The organism is Phocaeicola acetigenes, assembly GCF_027529745.1.
GTDB lineage: Bacteria > Bacteroidota > Bacteroidia > Bacteroidales > Bacteroidaceae > Phocaeicola > Phocaeicola acetigenes.
In genome coordinates, this window is the sequence record NZ_JAPZVM010000001.1 from 472,969 (window position 1) to 492,875 (window position 19,907).

The 19,907-nt window shown below is 36.7% G+C and carries 12 protein-coding genes; 6 read left to right on the forward strand and 6 right to left on the reverse strand.

Features of this window, described 5'->3' with window-relative positions:
- Positions 1 to 159 precede the first annotated feature (159 nt).
- Entirely contained in the window at positions 160 to 705 is a 546-nt protein-coding gene (gene yfcE, locus O6P32_RS02085) for a phosphodiesterase (RefSeq protein WP_269876521.1), read from the forward strand.
- Positions 706 to 818: 113 nt separating this feature from the next.
- On the opposite strand, the gene O6P32_RS02090 is transcribed toward yfcE, so the two are convergent.
- From O6P32_RS02090 to O6P32_RS02110, 5 genes are all read right to left on the reverse strand, one after another.
- On the reverse strand, positions 819 to 2,213 hold the full coding sequence (locus O6P32_RS02090; RefSeq protein WP_269876523.1) for a DUF5723 family protein: 1,395 nt from the start codon (positions 2,211 to 2,213) through the stop codon (positions 819 to 821).
- Between the two features lie 296 nt (positions 2,214 to 2,509).
- On the reverse strand, positions 2,510 to 3,349 hold the full coding sequence (locus O6P32_RS02095; protein ID WP_269876524.1) for a fimbrillin family protein: 840 nt from the start codon (positions 3,347 to 3,349) through the stop codon (positions 2,510 to 2,512).
- Positions 3,350 to 3,355: 6 nt separating this feature from the next.
- Complete coding sequence (locus O6P32_RS02100; protein WP_269876525.1) at positions 3,356 to 5,092, reverse strand: fimbrillin family protein; 1,737 nt, start codon at positions 5,090 to 5,092, stop codon at positions 3,356 to 3,358.
- Between the two features lie 386 nt (positions 5,093 to 5,478).
- On the reverse strand, positions 5,479 to 6,240 hold the full coding sequence (locus tag O6P32_RS02105) for a LytR/AlgR family response regulator transcription factor (protein ID WP_269876639.1): 762 nt from the start codon (positions 6,238 to 6,240) through the stop codon (positions 5,479 to 5,481).
- A gap of 12 nt (positions 6,241 to 6,252) precedes the next feature.
- On the reverse strand, positions 6,253 to 8,271 hold the full coding sequence (locus O6P32_RS02110; RefSeq protein ID WP_269876526.1) for a tetratricopeptide repeat-containing sensor histidine kinase: 2,019 nt from the start codon (positions 8,269 to 8,271) through the stop codon (positions 6,253 to 6,255).
- Positions 8,272 to 8,404: 133 nt separating this feature from the next.
- On the opposite strand from O6P32_RS02110, the gene O6P32_RS02115 reads away from it, so the two are divergent.
- Entirely contained in the window at positions 8,405 to 9,289 is an 885-nt protein-coding gene (locus O6P32_RS02115) for an aldose 1-epimerase family protein (protein ID WP_178266497.1), read from the forward strand.
- Positions 9,286 to 10,053, forward strand: coding sequence for a TIGR03915 family putative DNA repair protein (locus O6P32_RS02120; protein ID WP_269876527.1), 768 nt, complete (start codon positions 9,286 to 9,288; stop codon positions 10,051 to 10,053). Before O6P32_RS02115 ends, O6P32_RS02120 begins: the two co-directional genes overlap by 4 nt.
- Here O6P32_RS02120 and O6P32_RS02125 read toward each other — a convergent pair whose 3' ends face one another.
- Positions 10,054 to 10,755, reverse strand: coding sequence for a Crp/Fnr family transcriptional regulator (locus tag O6P32_RS02125; protein WP_269876528.1), 702 nt, complete (start codon positions 10,753 to 10,755; stop codon positions 10,054 to 10,056).
- Positions 10,756 to 10,871: 116 nt separating this feature from the next.
- Here O6P32_RS02125 and O6P32_RS02130 point away from each other — a divergent pair, with 116 nt between their 5' ends.
- The 3 genes from O6P32_RS02130 to O6P32_RS02140 all read left to right on the forward strand — a co-directional run bounded on the left by O6P32_RS02130 (position 10,872) and on the right by O6P32_RS02140 (position 19,889).
- Positions 10,872 to 13,076 carry a DUF5686 family protein gene (locus O6P32_RS02130; protein WP_269876529.1) on the forward strand — a complete coding sequence of 735 codons (2,205 nt, stop codon included), beginning with the start codon at positions 10,872 to 10,874 and terminating at the stop codon, positions 13,074 to 13,076.
- Between the two features lie 184 nt (positions 13,077 to 13,260).
- A complete protein-coding gene (locus tag O6P32_RS02135) occupies positions 13,261 to 15,888 on the forward strand; it encodes a transglutaminase-like domain-containing protein (RefSeq protein WP_269876531.1) in 2,628 nt (875 codons plus the stop codon).
- 845 nt (positions 15,889 to 16,733) lie between these two features.
- Positions 16,734 to 19,889, forward strand: a complete 3,156-nt coding sequence (locus O6P32_RS02140) for a SusC/RagA family TonB-linked outer membrane protein (protein WP_408636029.1) — start codon at positions 16,734 to 16,736, stop codon at positions 19,887 to 19,889.
- Positions 19,890 to 19,907 lie beyond the last annotated feature (18 nt).

Below are 19,907 nucleotides of genomic sequence, written 5' to 3' on the forward strand. Positions count from 1 at the left end.
ACGATACTTGTATCGACAAGCAACGATACCTGTATCGAGAGCTCACGATACAAGTCACGTTTTTTGAAGGGTTTCACTCAATCAAGATTTCCTTTTATTACCCAATAAAATCAGCCAAAACAAGTATATTTGCCTACTCAAATCAACTAAAAAAGAAAAATGAAATATTTAATTGTATCCGACATTCATGGCTCTCTGCCTACTTTAGAAACCGTATTAAACTTTTATAATGAGCAGCAATGTGATATGCTCTGCATACTGGGAGATATTCTGAACTATGGCCCCCGAAACAGTGTTCCCGAAGGATTAAACCCCAAAGCGATAGCCGAGCGTCTGAACAACATGGCCGACCAGATTATAGCAGTTCGCGGAAACTGCGAATCGGAAGTAGACCAAATGCTACTCGACTTTCCAGTAATGGCGGACTATGCACTTCTTGTAGATAACGGGAAACGCTTGTTTCTCACTCACGGCCATATTTACAACGAAGATAAAATGCCGAAAGGACATCCCGACTATTTCTTTTACGGACACACCCATTTATGGAAATTGGAAGAGCAGAACGGCACTGTCATTTGCAATACCGGTTCCATTACTTTCCCTAAAGGAGGAAACCTACCTACGTTTGCTACGTATGAAAAAGAAACAGTACGCGTCTACACTCTGGAAGGGAAACTGCTAAAAGAATATAATCCTACTGTATAAACAAGAGAAGGCTGCTCTGCTATAGCTTTATTATTTAAAGAGACAGACAAGAAAAAGCTATAAATACAGAGACAGCCTTCAGTATTATATCCGAATCGCTTCAATAAAATCTATCAGATAGATTCTGTTTTTTTCTTTCCTAACGGAAATGAAATACCTATAAATCCATTCACAGAATTAGAGTTACCTCCAAGATACATATAATCTGTTCCAACAAACAATGGTCCTAATTTCAGAGCGACTCCAAAAGATTTTCCGTTTGCCTGAACAGGAGAGTAACTTGCAGCTATATTAAACCAGTTCTTAGGACGATAAGCCAGACTCAGAGTCAATTCATTCAAAGTTTTAGGTTCTACAAAGCGAGCAGAATACATCGCTCCTACTCCTAACTTATTATTAAAAAAAGTATATTCACCAGCCACTAATACAGTAGATGAAAGACGAGTCTTGTAGGAGGCAGCAGCTTCTTCATCTTGCGTAAGATTAAAGCGCTCCAGGTTAAGAAAATCACTGCTCAAGAACTGATTATAATTATTTTCATCAATAGTTTCTTGTGCAGATTTTTCGACTGAAGCAACTGTTGTTTCCGACTTTTTCCAATTGATAAAACCTAAATCCAATACAGCAGCAGACAAGGTCAGATTATCCAACAATTTGTAACTTGCACCTAAATCAACTCCAAAGCCAAGACCTGCAATACCAATGCCACCATCAAAATCAAATCCATCAATTTGCTGATTTTCGTTAAAGCCTAATCCTCCTCCGGAGAAAGAAGTAGTTACATTTGCTTTTACATTATAAGCATATTGACTACCATACCAGTCTTCCGGACGCAAATTTTCAGGATCTACATTCGCCATATCCGGCATCTCCAAATCCACATCAAAGCGTTCTACCTCCATTTCGGCATGAGCAACTCCCAATAAAGCCTTTACACGTCCACCAATAGTCAACCTATCCGTAATAGGACGAGAGTATCCAAGACCGACTTCTGCATAAGCATTTATATTGACTCTTTGGTTTCCTAATTCATAAGAATGGACTCCTCCCTCTTCAATATTGAATCCATCAATATTCCGCATATACTCAAACATAGACTTGGTAAGTGAAGCCCCTATATCAGTACGAAGTCCTACATTCACAGACCAGAAACCTTTTCCTTTATACCATCCAAATGATAGAATATCTGTATTGAAGTTCACATTCAGCCGGTTATCTGGTTTCAAGCGATTATACAACTTATCATTGGTAAACAAATCCTCTTTAGAATCAAGAATATCTATAATATCATTTGTCCCCAACACATTAGAAGACGCAGCTACATTAAGCGAGCCAATCACAGGAAAGTTAAAATAGCCACGGGTAGGTTGTAAACCAGGATTCATCTGCAAACGATAACTCGTTCCTTCCATAAAATAAGAAGTACGCAAATACTGGGCGTGAATGTTCATTCCCCCATATATTAATCCCGCAATCAGACAAATCCTTTTGCAATTAACGATTTTCATAATAATATATCCAACATTGTTTTAAATTATTTGCAAAAGTATAAAATTCTTTAAAAAGAAATTTACAACAATACCACCATTCAGGACTAAATGGAGAAAATTACGAACTAAACAAACAGAATTTGCTACTAAAAGCAAAAAATAATATCCATTACAAATTATATATTCTACAATTTACTAATGCGACTATTTTCCATAAGAAGACAGGTAATAAAAATCCCTGAAAATTTTATTCTTAATTTTCAGGGATTCCATAAATACAAAATAAGCTATTTTATTGTAAAACAAATATCCGTCTACATGATAATACTTCCATCTACCGAACCTTGATTACCCCAATCGCCTATTGTTGGATTTTCAATCTGAATATCACCATTTTTTACATTCAATGTCAATTCCATCTTTTTTCCACTTTCCAACTGATTATAATCTTTAATAATCTCATTCAAAACATAAGACTTCGTTTTATTTCCATAAGTGATATTCAAAGTTACATCAGCTGTCTGTTGCGGGACTATAAGAAAGAAAATATTCTTACCCGATTGTGTAAACACTGTTTTTTTACCATTCTGTGCAGTTACAGTATTTTCAAACATATTCACTTCACATGTAGATAGAGCCTCGCATCGAGTCGTTACATTTATATCTTCTTCTAAGTTATAATAAATATCCAATTTATGCATCGCATGTCTGAAATTCAAATAGACTGGCTCCGCAGCATTAATAGCTACACCTTCAACCTTTGCAAGAAGCAAGTCTTTTTCATCAACGGTAGCTAAATCAAAAGTGAACTTTCCATCCTTTATATTTTGTTTAGGATAACAGGCCAAGAAAGCTACCTTACCATTACCGGAGGAAATATTTAAATCACTCCATTTAAAATCAGAAGTTCCCACAATAAAATCCTTCAAGACATACTCCTTTTCTGAATTAGAAACAGCAAGTGAAAATATATCTCCATTCATAAAATTACCTTTTCCGGTTTCATCAAGCACCGGACTTCGTGCAATATCTTCCGAAGAAATTGAAGTAACAATATTAATACTATTATCCGTATTATCATTAATTTCATTGCCACATCCACACAAAAATGATGCGACAGCAACAAAGCTTAAAAGTGAATTTATTTTTTTCATAAGAACTTATTTATTATTTTCAACCTTATTAAAGTAATCTTTCCAATATTCTGTGCCTAATTCAAGCGTATACAATCTATTTATAGGTTTAGGATTGCCATACAATTCACCATCTACCATAAAACCAGTATGATGCCCTACCATATAACCACCTTCCGGCATTTGAGTATAAACTATTTTATTTCTAATACATCCAAAATCATTATTTAAATAATCATTTCTATCATTATTATCAACAAAATAAATATAGGATACATCACCATTTTCATCAAACTCAACACCCCAGATAGTCATTGCATGAGTATTCTTAACTGTTCCTGAATTAAAACCTATACCCTTATTGTTCAATAAAGCATCCTTTATCGCTTTATTAAAGGTTTCTTTTCCCATTCCAGCTATATTCGCAGCCAATTTTACACCATCCGGAAATACATCTTTAAAATATCCGGCATAATTGGCAGGTAAATCCATTGCAGGCAACCTAGGTTTTACTCCATGTATAAACCAGTTTATACCATCGTCTATATTTCCAGCTTCATCCTCAAACGAATCCATAAATGTTTGGAAAATTTGACTTTCCTGTTCTGTTTGCGTTTTGGCATTTACAAAATTATACTTACAATCCGGCCCCTTATATTTTCCTAATTTAATATATTTATCAATATATTCTTCGTTTCTATCCATCCACCAATGTAACAAGTTTGAAGCAGAAGCAGCCCAACACATCATTCCATCAGGAAATTTGTCCGGCGCATCAGAAGTATATCGCTTATTCACATCATACCATCCATACTCCTCTTTCAAAGATAAATAATAGGTAGAATAATTAGAAAAGATCTGTCTCCATGCTCCTTCCTCTGGTGGATTAATTCCATACACCCAAACCTTCTTATTAGCCCAATCAAAATCCGGAGCTACAGTTTTCAGATTTATAGAAAACTTTTTTCCCGCCTCAAAGGCAGTCAACAATTCTCCATCATTTCCCTCTTCCGGAACTTTATATATCAGTTTTTTACCATTAAGTGATATTTCTATCAAACCTTCATCACTCTTATAAGGAGTTGTAGGTTGTGGATATATGATAGCCTCCAAACTTCCATCAGCATTTTTTTTAGGAGTAACAAAATCAAAAGTAGCACCTGTAGAAGACACCTCCGTTTCACCTGTCAGCAAATTTACCTCACCATTTACAATAGTTCTAACCTTTATTCCAGCATTCTTTAATTCATCACTTAAATTGATTATCAATCTGTGCATTTTATGATTGAATACCATATTAGATTTATATTCTCCTGCAGGCAAAGTATTTTGCGCAAACAATATATCAGCAGAATTGTATCCTTCTGAATTCTGTTCTGTTGGAATTTGATATGAAAACTCAAATTCAGTTTCCGACAATAAAGGATAATGTGCCGAAAAAGTAAGTTCTCCATCCCCAAAATCCGAACGTCTTAAACCAGGAGTCCATTTGCCACCACTATATATCAATTTTCTAAACTCTGTTTTACTTCCATTATTAATATACAAACCAACAGCATCTCCTTCTGTAAAAAATCCACTTCCATCAGCATTTACATTGGCTCTTGAATTATTTGTACTGAAAGTAAACTCGATATATTCTCCATTATTTTGTGTCTCATCTAATTTATCAATTTCTGATGTACACGAAAACAAGAACAATAACACTCCCAACATAAATATAGAATGGTGAGAAAAAAAGGAAGTCAGAAAAACTTTTCTCATAACATTATTATAATGTAAATTTAGTTTAAGCAACTTTATCAGTTCTTTTATAAGCCTAGTCTTATGATATCCGTCTATAAAAATCCGTCTCAAAATCTCTGGTATTAGCCATAAATTGAAAACACTTTTTCTATTCCATAAATTCAATTTAACCGGGTAATTTCCAAGACCATCTTAACACTAAGATTAAAAGAGAATGATAGCAACCCTTGTGAATTGAAAAAGTATACAATATTCGTAAAAATTGTCGATATTGACAAATAAAATAAGCTGTTTATTACATAAATCATAAAAAACAAGCTCTACAACCCATTATAACATCAAGCAACAGACTTGCATCCTTATGCTTTTTATTCAATTCATCCAAGTAAGCAAATCTTCTTCATCTATAATTGATAAAAACGGTCCATCATTTCCTTTTTATATTTCTTAGAAACCAGTAAATCTCCTGATTGATTAAAAGGAGGATACATGATACAGCGATTGTCCTGAACCATAATAAGGAAATTCATATTAATGATATACGACTGGTGTACTTGAATAAAAGAAGAATCGTAAGCACAAAGTTGTTCAGCTGTAGTATTGCGTTTCAAAGGAAGGAAAGTCCCATTTGAAAGAGCAACTTCCCAGATTTTACGATTAGATAAATAGCGAAAGTATCCTATTTCGGAAGCACGGAGAAAGCGTAGATCACCTGTAGGAGTGACTACCATAAATGGCTTCTCTCCTTCAGTCCCTGTAGTAATACGATTGGATGACAATTGAGCAGATGAATGCATTCTATCAATAAAACGTGTCATCACAAGTTCCAACTCTTTGGAATCAATAGGTTTTAATAAGAAATCAAAAGCATAATTCCGGAAAGCATCAAGCACATATTTATTATAGGCTGTATAAAATATAATGCAAGCGTTTTCCGATAACTTATCATGTATTTTGGACACCACATCCATTCCCAGCATATCTGGCAACTCCACATCCTGAAAAATAAGATCAGGATGTACCTTCTCTACAAGTTTTATTCCTGAAATACCATTACGTGCAGTTCCCTCAACAGAAATAAAATCATATTTTTTTAGTTCAAAACATAAATTATCAATCGCACATTCTTCATCATCTATAATAACAACTTTATAAACCTTCTCCATCATAGTAACTTTTTATTTCCCTTTTAATTGATACGAATAGACAAAAGGTACAGTGAAACAAACTTCACATCCCACTTCTCCCCCTTCTACCGATACATTATTTATAGTCATAACAATTTGTCTACGATTATACGAATTCAGCAATTGTATGGTTTGTGTAAGCACTTTCATTCCTGTGCCGGTTCCTTTGTTCTGACTGTGAGGTCTATAACCTCCTCCATTGTCGCAAATTACAATTTTTATGTACTCAGATTCTTTTTTGATACGAATCCAAAGCTTTTGTTGCCCTTCTTTCATTCGTAAAGCATGCTTAATGGCATTTTCTACAGGAATCTGCAACAACATAGAAGGAACTTGTACAGTTTTCAAATCCACGTCAGAAGCAATATCCTCCACGTAAATAAAATCATTCCGTAAAGTACGACGTTCCAATTGAATATAAGTGTTTACAAAATCCAATTCATCAGCAAGAGTGACAGCCATATGGCTCGTAAATTCCAGATTTTTTCTAATTATTTTTATCAGATTCTGTAAATTATCACTTTCCGTTCTCTGTAAGGCAACTTCTCTATTCAGCACATTAAATATAAAATGAGGAGAAATGCGATTACGTATATTTTCCAGTCGCAATGAAGTCATTGCCTGTTGCATATTCCATTTATCACGATCTCTTTTCCTCTTTCTGTAAAATACAATAAACAATGAAACAGCAATTAATACTACCACAATCAACACAATCCGATACAACCATTGATTCAACAACAAAACCTCATTTTGTTTTTCACGTATGAGAATTTCCTTCTTCATCAATGTACTATCCTGCTTGTATTTCAAGGCAATCTCGGCAGCTCTCATTTTTACCCGCTCACTTCGGATTGAGTCATCAATCCGCTGATTCTCTCTTTGGTAATAATATGCATTCTTAAAGTCACCCACTTTTTCAAAATAAAGCTGCAAATATCGATTTCGTATATGTACCATATCAGGTTCTACATACTTTGGAGTTACAGCATTTTGCAAGCGCTTTCGTGCAAGTTGTACATTATCTTCTTTCAATGCCAATTCTATAAGTTGCGTATCGATATAATACAATGCACTATAATTTTCCTCTTTTTGAAAATAATTATAGCAACGGTCCAAATAATAAGCCGCAGAATCTATTTCACCCATAGAAAGAAATACGTCACCCAAATTAACCATGGTAATATTTCTTTCAAATGTCATCTCAGGGTATTCCTGGAGGAAATCCATCAGACGGCGAAAATACGTCAAAGCAGAAGGGTAATCTTCACGAAAATAATAAGAGTTTCCCCTATTATTTAGATAAAATCTTTTCTCATGAGGGGTCATCCTGTCATAATACTTTCCTGCTAAATCATAATAATAATCAGACCGTACAAAATCACGTAGTTCCATATTTACCTGCCCCAATCCTCCATAAGCAGGAAAGCGTTTCTCGTCAGGAAGCTGTAAAGAATCTGCCAATGACAATGAATAACGATACCAATAAGAGCTCAAATCATAATGTCCTGCCCTGAGATAGGCATCTGCTAAATTCAGTGATAAAAAGACCAGTTTTTCTTTATCACCACCCTTCATACACAAGCTACATGCCTGATTATAAGGAACAAGAGCCGAATCGAACATTGTCTTACGAGAGAAAAGATTCCCTTTTCCATTTAATATCTGAATATAGAAATCCTCTATATGAGGCAGTTCTTTATTGCGTCTATAAAAGTCTTCTGCACGATTCAATAAAATCTCTGAAGAATCATGCTTTGACAAAAACATCATTGCTTTTGCCTTTACAACCAGCAACTCATAATATGTTACACTGTCTTTTTCTATTACAAGCAAACTATCCAGCAAATTAGAAGCTTGTAAAGGATTGACAGATACTGAATCAAGTATCTCCCTGATCAGGAATCGGTCACGATAATCTTCCTGATCAGATTCATTTCCTTTCCTTTTACAGCACAAACAGGAAAAGAAAATAAGTATATATAGTATAATATGTAATCCAAATTTCATTTCACAATTCAAGGTAGTGACACAAATGTATGTAAAAATAATAAACAAACAAAAATAAGTTTCTATTTTTATACTGTTCAGTGAATAAATTCACTACTTTTGATGAAAGATTTACAACTTAAAAGAAAACAAAATGAAAACACTTTCTAATGATAAGATTACACTACAAATAGCCGAACATGGGGCTGAATTAGTAAGTATAAATGTTAATAATACAGAATATTTGTGGCAAGGTGATCCTAAGTTTTGGGGAAGACATTCTCCTGTTCTTTTTCCTATTGTAGGCCGTGTATGGAACAATCAGTATCACCACGAGGGGATTACATACGAATTAGGACAGCATGGCTTTGCCCGAGACATGGATTTTCAACTGACTTACGAAGAAGATAATGCATTGATCTATACACTGGAAAGTTCACAGGAAACTCTTAATAAATACCCATTTCCTTTTGTTCTTGAAATAGGCTATCGACTGAAAGGAAATCGAATAGAAGTGATGTGGAGTGTACAAAATACGGGAGATAAGGACATGTATTTCCAAATTGGAGCGCATCCAGCCTTCTATTATCGCGACTTAGATCCGACAACACATAAACGTGGATATTTGGATTTTGGCAAAAAACATACCGACTTAGAATACATTTCACCGGCAGAAAAAGGATGTGTATCTGACAAACGGCATATTTTACACACAGAAAATGGAATCATGGAGCTAACCAGCGATACATTTATGTGCGATACTTATATGTTTGACAATAGTCAGTTGCAAAAAATCACACTGATGGATAAAGAGCAAAAGCCTTATATCAGTTTGGAATTTAGCAGCCCATTAGTTGCTGTATGGTCACCGAGTGCTGTACATCCGGATGTTCCATTTGTTTGCATTGAGCCTTGGTATGGACGTTGTGATAAAGTGGGATATCATGGTGAGTTTAAAGACCGCGAATGGATGCAACATCTTGCTCCCAACAAAAGCTTTACAACAAGTTACTCAATCATTATAGAAGATATAGAATGATCATTTTTCAATACGATCATACTTTCGAAGGAATATTATCGGCTCTATTCGATGCATACAGTCGAAAAACATTTCCAGATTTACTTTTGCCGGAAAAAGAGCCACTTCCTTTGTTTTATGATTCCGTATTTCATGTTGTAACAGACAATAAAAAAGCAGAACGGGTATGGACTGCTTTAAAGAAAAAACTATCCAGGGGAGCCTTGTCTCAGCTCACTTATTGCTGGCTTTCGGAGAAGCCTGAGGCTCCCCTCCTTTTATTCAACTATATGCGGAAAATAGTCATCGCACCGCATTCTATAGAGACAAACTTTAGCGATCCAGACATATTGGCTATCACACAGCTAGGGAAAAAAGTAAGTTCTGAACAACATAGAGTTCTCCAATTCATGCGTTTTCAAAAAACGTATAATGGAATTTATTATGGAGCAATGGCTCCTTTATACAATGTATTTCCACTTACAATCTCTCATTTTCAAAACCGTTTTTCCGATCAGCCTTGGCTCATTTATGACACCAAGCGGAAATATGGATATTATTATGATCAAAATACAGTAAGCGAAATCACTTTTGAATTTCCCGAACAGTCTCATTTCACAACAGGAAAGTTAAATGATAGTCTACTGGATAAAAAAGAAAAGCTTTTCCAAACACTTTGGAAAAGCTATTTCGATTCTATCTGTATAAAAGAAAGACTTAATCCAATAAAGCATAAAAAAGATATGCCTGTACGTTTTTGGAAGTATCTGACAGAAAAGCAATAATTATCCTATTTTGCTGATTTTTTTCAAATGCTCTTCGTCTATCAACTTAATCTTACGGCCATCAATAGCAATCAACTTTTCAGAAGCAAAATTAGACAAAGTTCGAATTGCATTAGAAGTAGTCATATTTGACAAATTGGCCAGATCTTCACGAGACAGATAAATACTCAATGTTCTGCCATCTTCCTCCAAACCATATGTATCTTTTAAGAACAACAATGATTCAGCCAGACGGCCACGGATATGTTTTTGAGTTAAACTTACTGTACGTTCGTCCGAAATACCTAAATCTTTTGATAACTGACGAATAAAGAACATAGCCAAATCTGTGTTCTCTTGAATCAGTTTTACAATAGTAGGCATTGGTATAAGACAAATCGTACAAGGCTCGAAAGCAGCAGCAGCCGTTACAAAAATTTCTTCTGCAAAATAAGCACGATATGCAAAATATTCTTTATTTTTAATTACACGTATAATCTGACTACGCCCACCAACTCCGTCTTTATAAATTTTTACCTTTCCGGTAAGCAAACACATTAAATGCATAGGAGTTTCCCCTTCGCAGTAGATTGTTTCATTTTTTTTATATTTCTGTACAGTAAAGTCCCGTGCAAGAATCGCACGCTGTTCCGTAGTCAGAGGCTGCCATAAATCAGGTATACTTTCTGCAATTTCAGCTTCTGTAAGTTCTTTCTTAACCATAAATGCTATAAAACCATGTTTTCGAACACAAAGGTAGGAAGAAAAAATGAAATCTACATTTTAATTTCTAAAAATCTCATGCAACAAACCGCTTTTATTATATATTTGTCACTAGTATGGAGAGAGTCAAGAAGAGATATCATAATTATATACACATATTGCTGGTACTTTTCCTATTTGTTATTTTTGGAAAGGCACATGCCAACGATGTCTTTATTAATAACAGACTCAATAAACCATATGTATCAGATTCCATCCTTGAACATATCTTCCAATCAGCCAATATTTATGCGACAAAAGTGAAGAGCTATCAGGCAGATCTCTATTTAAAAGGGAAAATGCAGATTCACAAACAAAACCGTATCATCAAGTATGTGCCATCCATGTTCCGGTTAGAAAAAGGCATAAAAGACTATATACATGAGTCCATCAGTGAATTACAGTATACAGCTCCAGATATTTACGATCGTAAAATACGAGCGATTTCAACAACCTTCCCAGGAGGGAATAGTCGTTTTTTCGACATATTAGATTACCTTAAATTCAACATTTATTCTCCCTCTGTAATGGGAGATAAGATTCTGTCACCCCTGAATAAGCAGTCGAAAATACATTATAATTACTATCTGGAATCCATCAGCTACTGGTTAGGAACAAAGACCTATAAGATACAAATTATTCCGCGTTTCAAGAGCACTCAATTATTGGAAGGATACATATGGATATCAGCTGACGACTTTACAATCCGTCACCTTGAATTTAAAGGAAGGTACGATGTAATCCGTTTCCAACTAAGCATGAGAATGGGAAATACAGAAGAAACAAAATACCTCCCCCAACTTATCAACCTGGATGTAAATTTCAAGTTTCTACTTAACCATTTGGAAATGAAATATACTGGATGGCTTACCTATAAAGACGTTAAATTCAGGAGCGAAGAAGATATCACACCCAAGTACTTATATAAAGATAAAAGCAAATACAATCTGACCAAATCTTATACTTTAACCTGCGACACGGCATGTCTGATACAAAACCGTGACTCCTTCAACCGTATCCGCCCTATCCCGCTCAATGAATGGGAAGATTCCTTGTATCTGGCATTCGACCAACGCCACCAAATTCAGGTACAAGATACACTTAAAAAAGAAGAGACAAAATTCCAAAGAAACTTAACCTATATAGGACAGCTGGGAGATGCACTGATAAGCAGCTATGAAATAGACATTACTAAAATAGGAAGTATCAACTGCTCCCCTCTAATCAATCCTTTGTTAGTCAGCTACAGCCATACAAATGGAATATCTTACCGGCAGGAATTTAAATACAACAAGCTGTTTCATAATGGAAGACTACTACATATTGTTCCTCAAATAGGATACAATTTCACCAAAAAAGAACTTTACGCCCAAATGGATGCAGAATATATATATAATCCAATGAAGCATGGTTCTTTTACATTCAGTATAGGAAACGGCAACCGCATTTACAGCAGTATTGTACTTGACCAATTAAAAAATCTACCCGATAGCGCCTTCAGTTTTGATGGCCTGGAACTGGATTATTTTAAGGATGTATACCTACATGCTTCACACAACATCGAAATTATAAACGGATTGAATCTTTGGACGGGAATAACCATGCACTGGCGTCATACAAAAAGCACACCGGAAGTGGCAGCTCGTGGTATACGGTCACAATATAACAGTTTTGCTCCCCGCGTACGATTAGAATGGACTCCCGGCATGTATTACTATATAAATGGGAACCGAAAAATCAATGTAGGCTCTAAATTTCCTACATTCGTTATCGACTACGAAAGAGGTATCAATATTATGAAAAACTCCGGAAAATATGAACGGGTAGAATTTTCAGCCGAGCAAAAAATCCGTTTCAGGCAATTACACACCATTGCATATCACTTAGGGGGAGGATTCTTCACCAATCAAGATGATATGTATTTTGTCGACTACGTAAATTTTGCAAATCGTAATTTGCCACAAGGATGGAATGATGATATGGGAGGTACTTTTCAAATGCTGGATGGAAGATGGTACAATGCTTCCCGGCATTATTTCAGAGGAAATATGACTTACGAAACCCCTTTCCTTTTATTATATCCGGTCACCCGTCTACTTTCATTCATCCAAAAAGAACGTATTTATGCAGGAATCCTTTTTATGCCACATTTAAACCCATATATTGAATTAGGGTACGGCATTGGCACTCATTTATTCGATGGAGGTATATTTATTGGTAATGAAAAAGGGAAATTCACCTCAATAGGATTTAAATTCACTTTTGAATTGTTTAACAAATAAAATATCAGACATAAAATAAATACCTGTTTGTGAAATATTATCTCTGAGTTAATAGTTACCAAATTCAAGAGTCATCCTCTTCACATAAGAGCCGGCAGAGATTAATTATACAAAATATTAGGACAATCCCTCCGAAAAGCATATCTTTGCCACAAATCCTTTAACATAATATACATCTTTATTTATGAAAAGACCTTTTTCAGTAATTGCAGGGTTGCTACTTGCAGCCATGCCTGTAATGGCCCAAACCTCTTTTGACAGCCGGATACACGCCGACTTTCAGAAGAAAAAGGAAGCATTACCTCACGGAGATCTGTTCAATGTTTTTCAAAAACAACTCACACAAGAGGAACGTGATGCTTTGACTTTTTATTATGCTTACATGCCTGTAGGCGATATCACTGATTATTCGGGAGATTTTTATTTGGAAAATGTGCGCACCTCACTTGCTACACGCAAAGAAACAAGTTGGGGGAAAAACATTCCAGACGATATTTTCAACCATTTCGTTCTCCCAATACGTATTAATAATGAGAATCTTGACCGTGCTCGTATGGTATTCCATGACGAGCTGATGCCTCGTATCAAAGGTTTGTCCATGCACGATGCAGTACTCGAAGTAAATCACTGGTGTCACGAAAAAGTAAGTTACCAGCCTGCTGACGCGCGCACCAGTGCCCCACTTGCTTCTGTAAAGACAGCATACGGGCGTTGTGGCGAGGAGTCTACTTTTTTAGTAGCTGCTTTACGTGCGGTAGGTATTCCAGCCCGACAAGTATACACCCCACGATGGGCCCATACAGACGACAATCACGCATGGGTAGAAGCATGGGTAGATGGCAAGTGGCATTTCTTAGGAGCCTGCGAACCGGAACCAGTACTGAATCTGGGATGGTTTAATCTGCCTGCAAGCCGTGGTATGCTAATGCACACCAAAGTATTCGGAGCATATAATGGTCCGGAAGAAGTTATGCGTACTACAGCCAATTATACAGAAATTAATATTATCGGCAATTATGCTAAATTTGAGCCTTTGACCGTAAAAGTAGTAGACGAGAAAGGAGTGGCTGTAGAAGGAGCCAGCGTGCAGTTTAAAATCTACAACTATGCTGAATTCTTCACAGTACATACCGTACTGACACCTAAAGACGGAACAGCTAACCTTTCTGCCGGATTAGGCGATATGATCGTAATTGCTACCAAAGGAGACAAATTTGGAATCCGTAAAGTATCTTTTGGAAAAGAGCGTGAAGCTATTTTAAAATTAGATCACCACACCGGAGAAGAATTTTCATTCCCCGTTGATTTGCTTCCTCCACCTGCCAAACTCAATTTACCGGAAGTTACTCCAGAACAGCGTGCAGAAAACGATCGCCGCTTCAATCTGGAAGACTCTATTCGTAATGCATATATTGCCACCTTCCCTAATGCCGAAGCAATCCAAAAATTTGCTACCGCTAACGGATACAAGGCAGAAGACATACAAAAATATATTGTAGCATCACGTGGAAATCATGCAGAAATCATGGACTTCCTGAAAAAAGCCGCAGAGAAGAAATATGAAGCACGTGCTCTTGAACTGTTGGCTACATTATCAGCCAAAGACCTTCGTGATACCCCGGAAGACATTTTGAACGATCACTTATACCACACTTCTATGACATCTGATGCAGCCAAAGTTTTGGCCCCGCGCATTGCAGGTGAAATGTTGTCGGCCTATCGTTCATTCTTCCAAAAAGAAATCAAGGCAAGCGATGCACGCCGTTACAGAAAGGCACCGGAAAAATTGGCAGAATGGTGTCTAAAGAATATTACTTTACGCGATGACCTTTGTTGCGTAGGTACATTCATCTCACCCGCTGGAGTATGGAAAAGCCGTACCGCTGACCGTATTTCACGCGATATCTTCTTTGTTGCCGTAGCTCGTTCTTTAGAAATCCCTGCATGGATAGACGGAGTAACCGGAAATGTATTCTACCAAAAAGACGGCAAAGATATCAAGGTGAATTTTGAAAGTGGTATTTCCGGAGCAGCAGAAACAGGAACTCTTAAGCTGAGTTATTCTTCTATTCCACAACTTGATGATCCTGAATATCTGCGTCATTTCACCTTGTCAAAATTCAACAACGGACGTTTTGATTTGCTTAACTATCCAGACTTTGCAAAATGGAGCAGTCTGTTTAAAGATGGAGCCTCAATTGATACAGGCTATTATATGATGGTAACAGGAAGCCGTTTGGCTGATGGAGGTGTATTAGCTCAGGTTTCTTTGTTTAACATTCACAAGAATCAGACCAAAGAAGATAAACTGATTGTCCGTGACAATACAGAGGAGATCATGGTTATTGGCAACTTCAACTCAGAGTCTAAATTCATAGAAACTACAAGTGGAAAAGAAACAAGCATTCTCAACTCCTGCGGAAGAGGACTTTATGTATTGGCTATTCTGGGTGTAGGACAGGAACCTACAGACCATACCTTAAAAGACATTGCCGTAAAAGCAAAAGAGTTCGACGAATGTGGCCGTAAAATGGTATTGCTTTTCCAAAGCCGTGAAGCATACAACAAATACCTGAAAGCACCTGTTCCAGGTCTTCCTGAACACGTTGTATGGGGTATCGATACTGATGGAAGCATTCAAAAGGATTTACTGGAAGCACTTAACCTCGAAGCCAATACACCATTACCTTTGTTTATTATTGGCGACACATTCAACCGTATTGTCTTCACTTCACATGGATATACCATTGGATTGGGCGAACGCTTGTTGAAAATTATCAATAAGATTACAGAAGAAGAAGTCCAACAGTAAATGTCAAAAAGGAGACAGAAAGAGCATAAGCTTAATCTGTATTCCTAAAAATAATATTTAAATAGCCGGAATGAGTTGTAAAATTCATTCCGGCTATTTTTATCAGCTTATTTCTCACATCAAAACAGAAGTACTATCTTTATCATTTAAACACCTCTAATTGCCCCACAAGAGATTGAAAAAGGAGGTCATTCTGAGCGTAGCGCAAAATCCTGAAAGCATTAGCTATTATATACGAGATCTTTCGCTTTCGCTCAAAATGACACATGATAGTTAAATCTTATTTTGATTCATCCTCTTCGACAATCTTCATATTATACTATAATCATATTCTTACAAATAAATATATTTCCCTTCCAAACAATGTTATACAACATAAATAAGTGTCATTAAAAACACTATAATAAAAACAAAAAGACATAGAATAGGCAATAAAAGCAGCAAAAAGACATAGTATAACAAGGTAGTAACCCTGTTCAAAATCGATTTGTCACACTTAGCAAAGCAACCTATTTTCCTCGAAACTTACACCAGTAAGAAGCATTTATTACCGTCTTATAAATCTCTGATATTAAATATTTTATACAAACATATTACAAAAAGAATACACAATATAACGCTACCCTATGAGTTAATAAGCGTTAAAACACAGATAATCTTTTTTCTACATATTCAATAATTCTTAACTATTTCATATTTTTACTAAAGAATAAGTAAAAAGCTAAACACACAAACAAATATAACTAATTATAAAAGAGACATATATGACCATTTAATAAGTTTAATCTTACAATACTAACGGAAACGATAAATATATCTTAACCCTAATAACAAAATGTCAACCTATGAAAATTAAAAGATTTTCACAAGTATTTTTATTAATGATGGCTTCCGGTTGCGGTACAGTAATGGCTGCATCCGAGAATGCACCTGAAGTATTTGCCTTACAGCAAACAGGTAAAATTACTGTTCAGGGAACAGTAGTCGATGCAACAGGGGAACCCCTTATCGGTGTAAGTATCCTTGAAATGGGTACCACAAACGGTACTATTACAGACTTTGATGGAAAGTTCACTTTGTCTGTAAGCGAAAAATCCAAATTGGAGCTTTCATACATCGGTTACAAATCTCAGCAATTGGCACCAAAAGCAGATTTGGGTGTTATTACTCTTACTGAAGACACAGAGGTATTGGATGAGGTAGTAGTAACTGCATTGGGTATCAAACGCGAAAAGAAAGCGTTGGGTTACGCTATGCAGGAAGTAAAAGGTGAATCATTGGTAGCATCACGCGAAACCAATATTGCCAATGCACTTTCTGGTAAAATTGCCGGTGTACAGATTACACGTTCAAGTAACGGTCCTGGCGGTTCTTCTAAAATCCAGTTGCGTGGTGCAAACTCTGTTACTGGCTTGAACCAGCCATTGATTGTAGTCGATGGTGTTCCTATGGATAACTTTACAGGTTCAGACGGTGGCGATGGTTTTTACAATGTGGGCTTGGACATGGGTAACGGTTTGTCTGATATCAACCCTGAAGATATCGAATCAATGTCTGTACTGAAAGGTGCATCTGCAGCTGCTCTTTATGGTTCACGTGCTGGTAACGGTGTAATCTTGATTACAACCAAGAAAGGTAGCAAGCGTGAAGGTCTTGGTGTAACGATCTCTGCATCTGTATCTGCTGAAACCATCTTCATGAAACCGAATATGCAGACTTCATTCGGTCAAGGTAGAGACGGCGTTTATAATGGAGAAAGTGGAGACAGCTGGGGTCCTGCAATGGGAACAGAATATGACTTCAACGGTCAGAAACGCACAATGCAGTATTATGACAACATTGATGCTTACTTTAAAACTGGTACTAACTTTACAGAAAGTGTTTCATTCCAGCAACAGTTTGATAAGACTGCAGTATATGCATCAGCCACCCGCATGGATGATTCCAGCAAAATCCCAGGTGCAGAGTTAAGCCGTACTAACTTTACATTACGTGCTTCTTCAACTTTTGGAAAAGACGACCGCTGGAACTTCGACGGAAAAATCCAGTATATCAACAATACAGCTCAAAACCGTCCTTTAATTGGTAATACAGACTCCAATGCATTCTTGACCATTTACAAACTTCCTTCATCTATCAATATCAAAGATTATAGTAATCCTTTGAACGAAGATGGAAAGATGTACTGGTGGTCTCCAACAGGTCTGAACCCTTACTGGCTGGAACAATACAAACAAAACGAAGATACCCGTAGCCGTTTCATGATCAATGCATCATTGAAGTATAAGATTACAGAATGGTTGAATGCAGAAGTACGTGCCGGTAGCGATATGTACTTTACAGAATCTACAGAAAAAACTTATGCAGGTGCCAGCACATTGAACAACGGAAACAGTAGCTATGGTTTGAATGAACAACGCTTCTACGAAAACAACTTCAGTTTCTTGTTTACAGCTCAGAAAGACAACCTGATTGACAAGATAGGTGTAAATGCTACATTTGGTGGTAACTTAATGGAAAGAAAGTCTACTGGATTGAAGAACTTTGCATCTAAACTGACTGTTCCTAACTTGTTCAGCATCAACAATAGTAGCAAATCAGACCGTACTGTTACTGAAACCTATAACCATAGAAAAATTAACTCTCTGTATGGTACTGTAGGTTTCAACTACGATGGTTGGATTTTCTTAGATGCAACATTCCGTAATGACTGGTCTTCTACATTGGCAAAAGAAAACCGTTCATTCTTCTACCCGTCAGTTTCATTGTCATGGGTAATTACTGATATGTTGAACAAAATGAACAAGCCATTGCCTGAATGGGTTACTTATGCAAAAGCTCGTGCTTCTTTCGCACAGGTAGGTAATGACATGGATCCATATCAGTTGTACGATTCTTATGAAATCGGTTCAGACCAGTGGGGTAACACTACTGCCAAACCAGGTGATACAAAATACGATGCAACAGTACGCAGCGAATTAATTTCTTCTTGGGAAGCAGGTTTGGAAATGAAATTCTTGAACAACCGTTTAGGATTCGACTTGGCATGGTATAAGTCAAATGCAAAACGTCAGTTGATGAAGATTCCTATGAACGAGATGTCAGGTTACGCAAAGAAGATTATCAATGCCGGAAACATTCAGAATACTGGTGTCGAATTGATGGTTTATGCTCGCCCGATAGAGACAGCAGATTTCAGCTGGGATACTCAAATCAACTTCTCTAAGAACAACAACAAAATCTTAGATTTAGGTCCTGGTATACCAAAATATGAATTGGGTGGTGCTGAAGAATTGAAAGTATATGCAGTAGCAGGAGGAAACTACGGTGAAATCTGGGGTACAACTTTTGCTCGCGTAACAGATGAAAACAGCCCTTATTATGGTAAACTGATTCTGAACGAAGCAGGACTTCCTACAACAGACGGAGAAAAACGCAAAATCGGTGACCAACAGCCAGACTGCATGTTGGGATGGGTCAACACATTAAATTACAAGAACTTTAGTTTCAGTTTCCAATTTGATGGACGTATCGGTGGCGATATCTACTCATATACTAACTATATGTTGCAGGTAAGCGGTCGTGCAGAAGTAACTGCACCGAACGGCAGTCGTGACCAATTTGTATTGGATGGTGTTATCCCTGACGGAAAAGGCGGTTACACAGTAAATAATGTAGCTGTCACTCCGCAGCAGTACTGGTCACAAGGTATTGGTACCGGTAACCAAGGTATTGCAGAAGCCAACATTTATGATGGAACAAACTTCCGCTTGCGTAACGTTGCTCTTAACTACAGCTTCCCACGCGAAATGCTGAAGAAAACTTGTTTCCAGCAGGTAAAATTGGGGGTATCTGTAAACAACGTATGGATGATTTACAGCGATATGGAAGGTATCGATCCTGAATCTGTAATGGTTGCAAACACCAATGCCACAGGTTTTGAATTCGGTGCATCACCTACTTCACGCTCTTATTTATTTAATGTTACTCTTGGTTTCTAATTCTATCAATTAAAGAAA

What these genes read in the sequence shown, in the direction of transcription:
- O6P32_RS02100 (WP_269876525.1), bottom strand. Translation starts at nt 5,092, where the DNA reads ATGAGAAAAGTTTTTCTGACTTCCTTTTTTTCTCACCATTCTATATTT.
- O6P32_RS02095 (WP_269876524.1), bottom strand. Translation starts at nt 3,349, where the DNA reads ATGAAAAAAATAAATTCACTTTTAAGCTTTGTTGCTGTCGCATCATTT.
- O6P32_RS02120 (WP_269876527.1), top strand. Translation starts at nt 9,286, where the DNA reads ATGATCATTTTTCAATACGATCATACTTTCGAAGGAATATTATCGGCT.
- O6P32_RS02105 (WP_269876639.1), bottom strand. Translation starts at nt 6,240, where the DNA reads ATGGAGAAGGTTTATAAAGTTGTTATTATAGATGATGAAGAATGTGCG.
- O6P32_RS02090 (WP_269876523.1), bottom strand. Translation starts at nt 2,213, where the DNA reads ATGAAAATCGTTAATTGCAAAAGGATTTGTCTGATTGCGGGATTAATA.
- O6P32_RS02125 (WP_269876528.1), bottom strand. Translation starts at nt 10,755, where the DNA reads ATGGTTAAGAAAGAACTTACAGAAGCTGAAATTGCAGAAAGTATACCT.
- yfcE (WP_269876521.1), top strand. Translation starts at nt 160, where the DNA reads ATGAAATATTTAATTGTATCCGACATTCATGGCTCTCTGCCTACTTTA.
- O6P32_RS02135 (WP_269876531.1), top strand. Translation starts at nt 13,261, where the DNA reads ATGAAAAGACCTTTTTCAGTAATTGCAGGGTTGCTACTTGCAGCCATG.
- O6P32_RS02110 (WP_269876526.1), bottom strand. Translation starts at nt 8,271, where the DNA reads ATGAAATTTGGATTACATATTATACTATATATACTTATTTTCTTTTCC.
- O6P32_RS02130 (WP_269876529.1), top strand. Translation starts at nt 10,872, where the DNA reads ATGGAGAGAGTCAAGAAGAGATATCATAATTATATACACATATTGCTG.
- O6P32_RS02140 (WP_408636029.1), top strand. Translation starts at nt 16,734, where the DNA reads ATGAAAATTAAAAGATTTTCACAAGTATTTTTATTAATGATGGCTTCC.
- O6P32_RS02115 (WP_178266497.1), top strand. Translation starts at nt 8,405, where the DNA reads ATGAAAACACTTTCTAATGATAAGATTACACTACAAATAGCCGAACAT.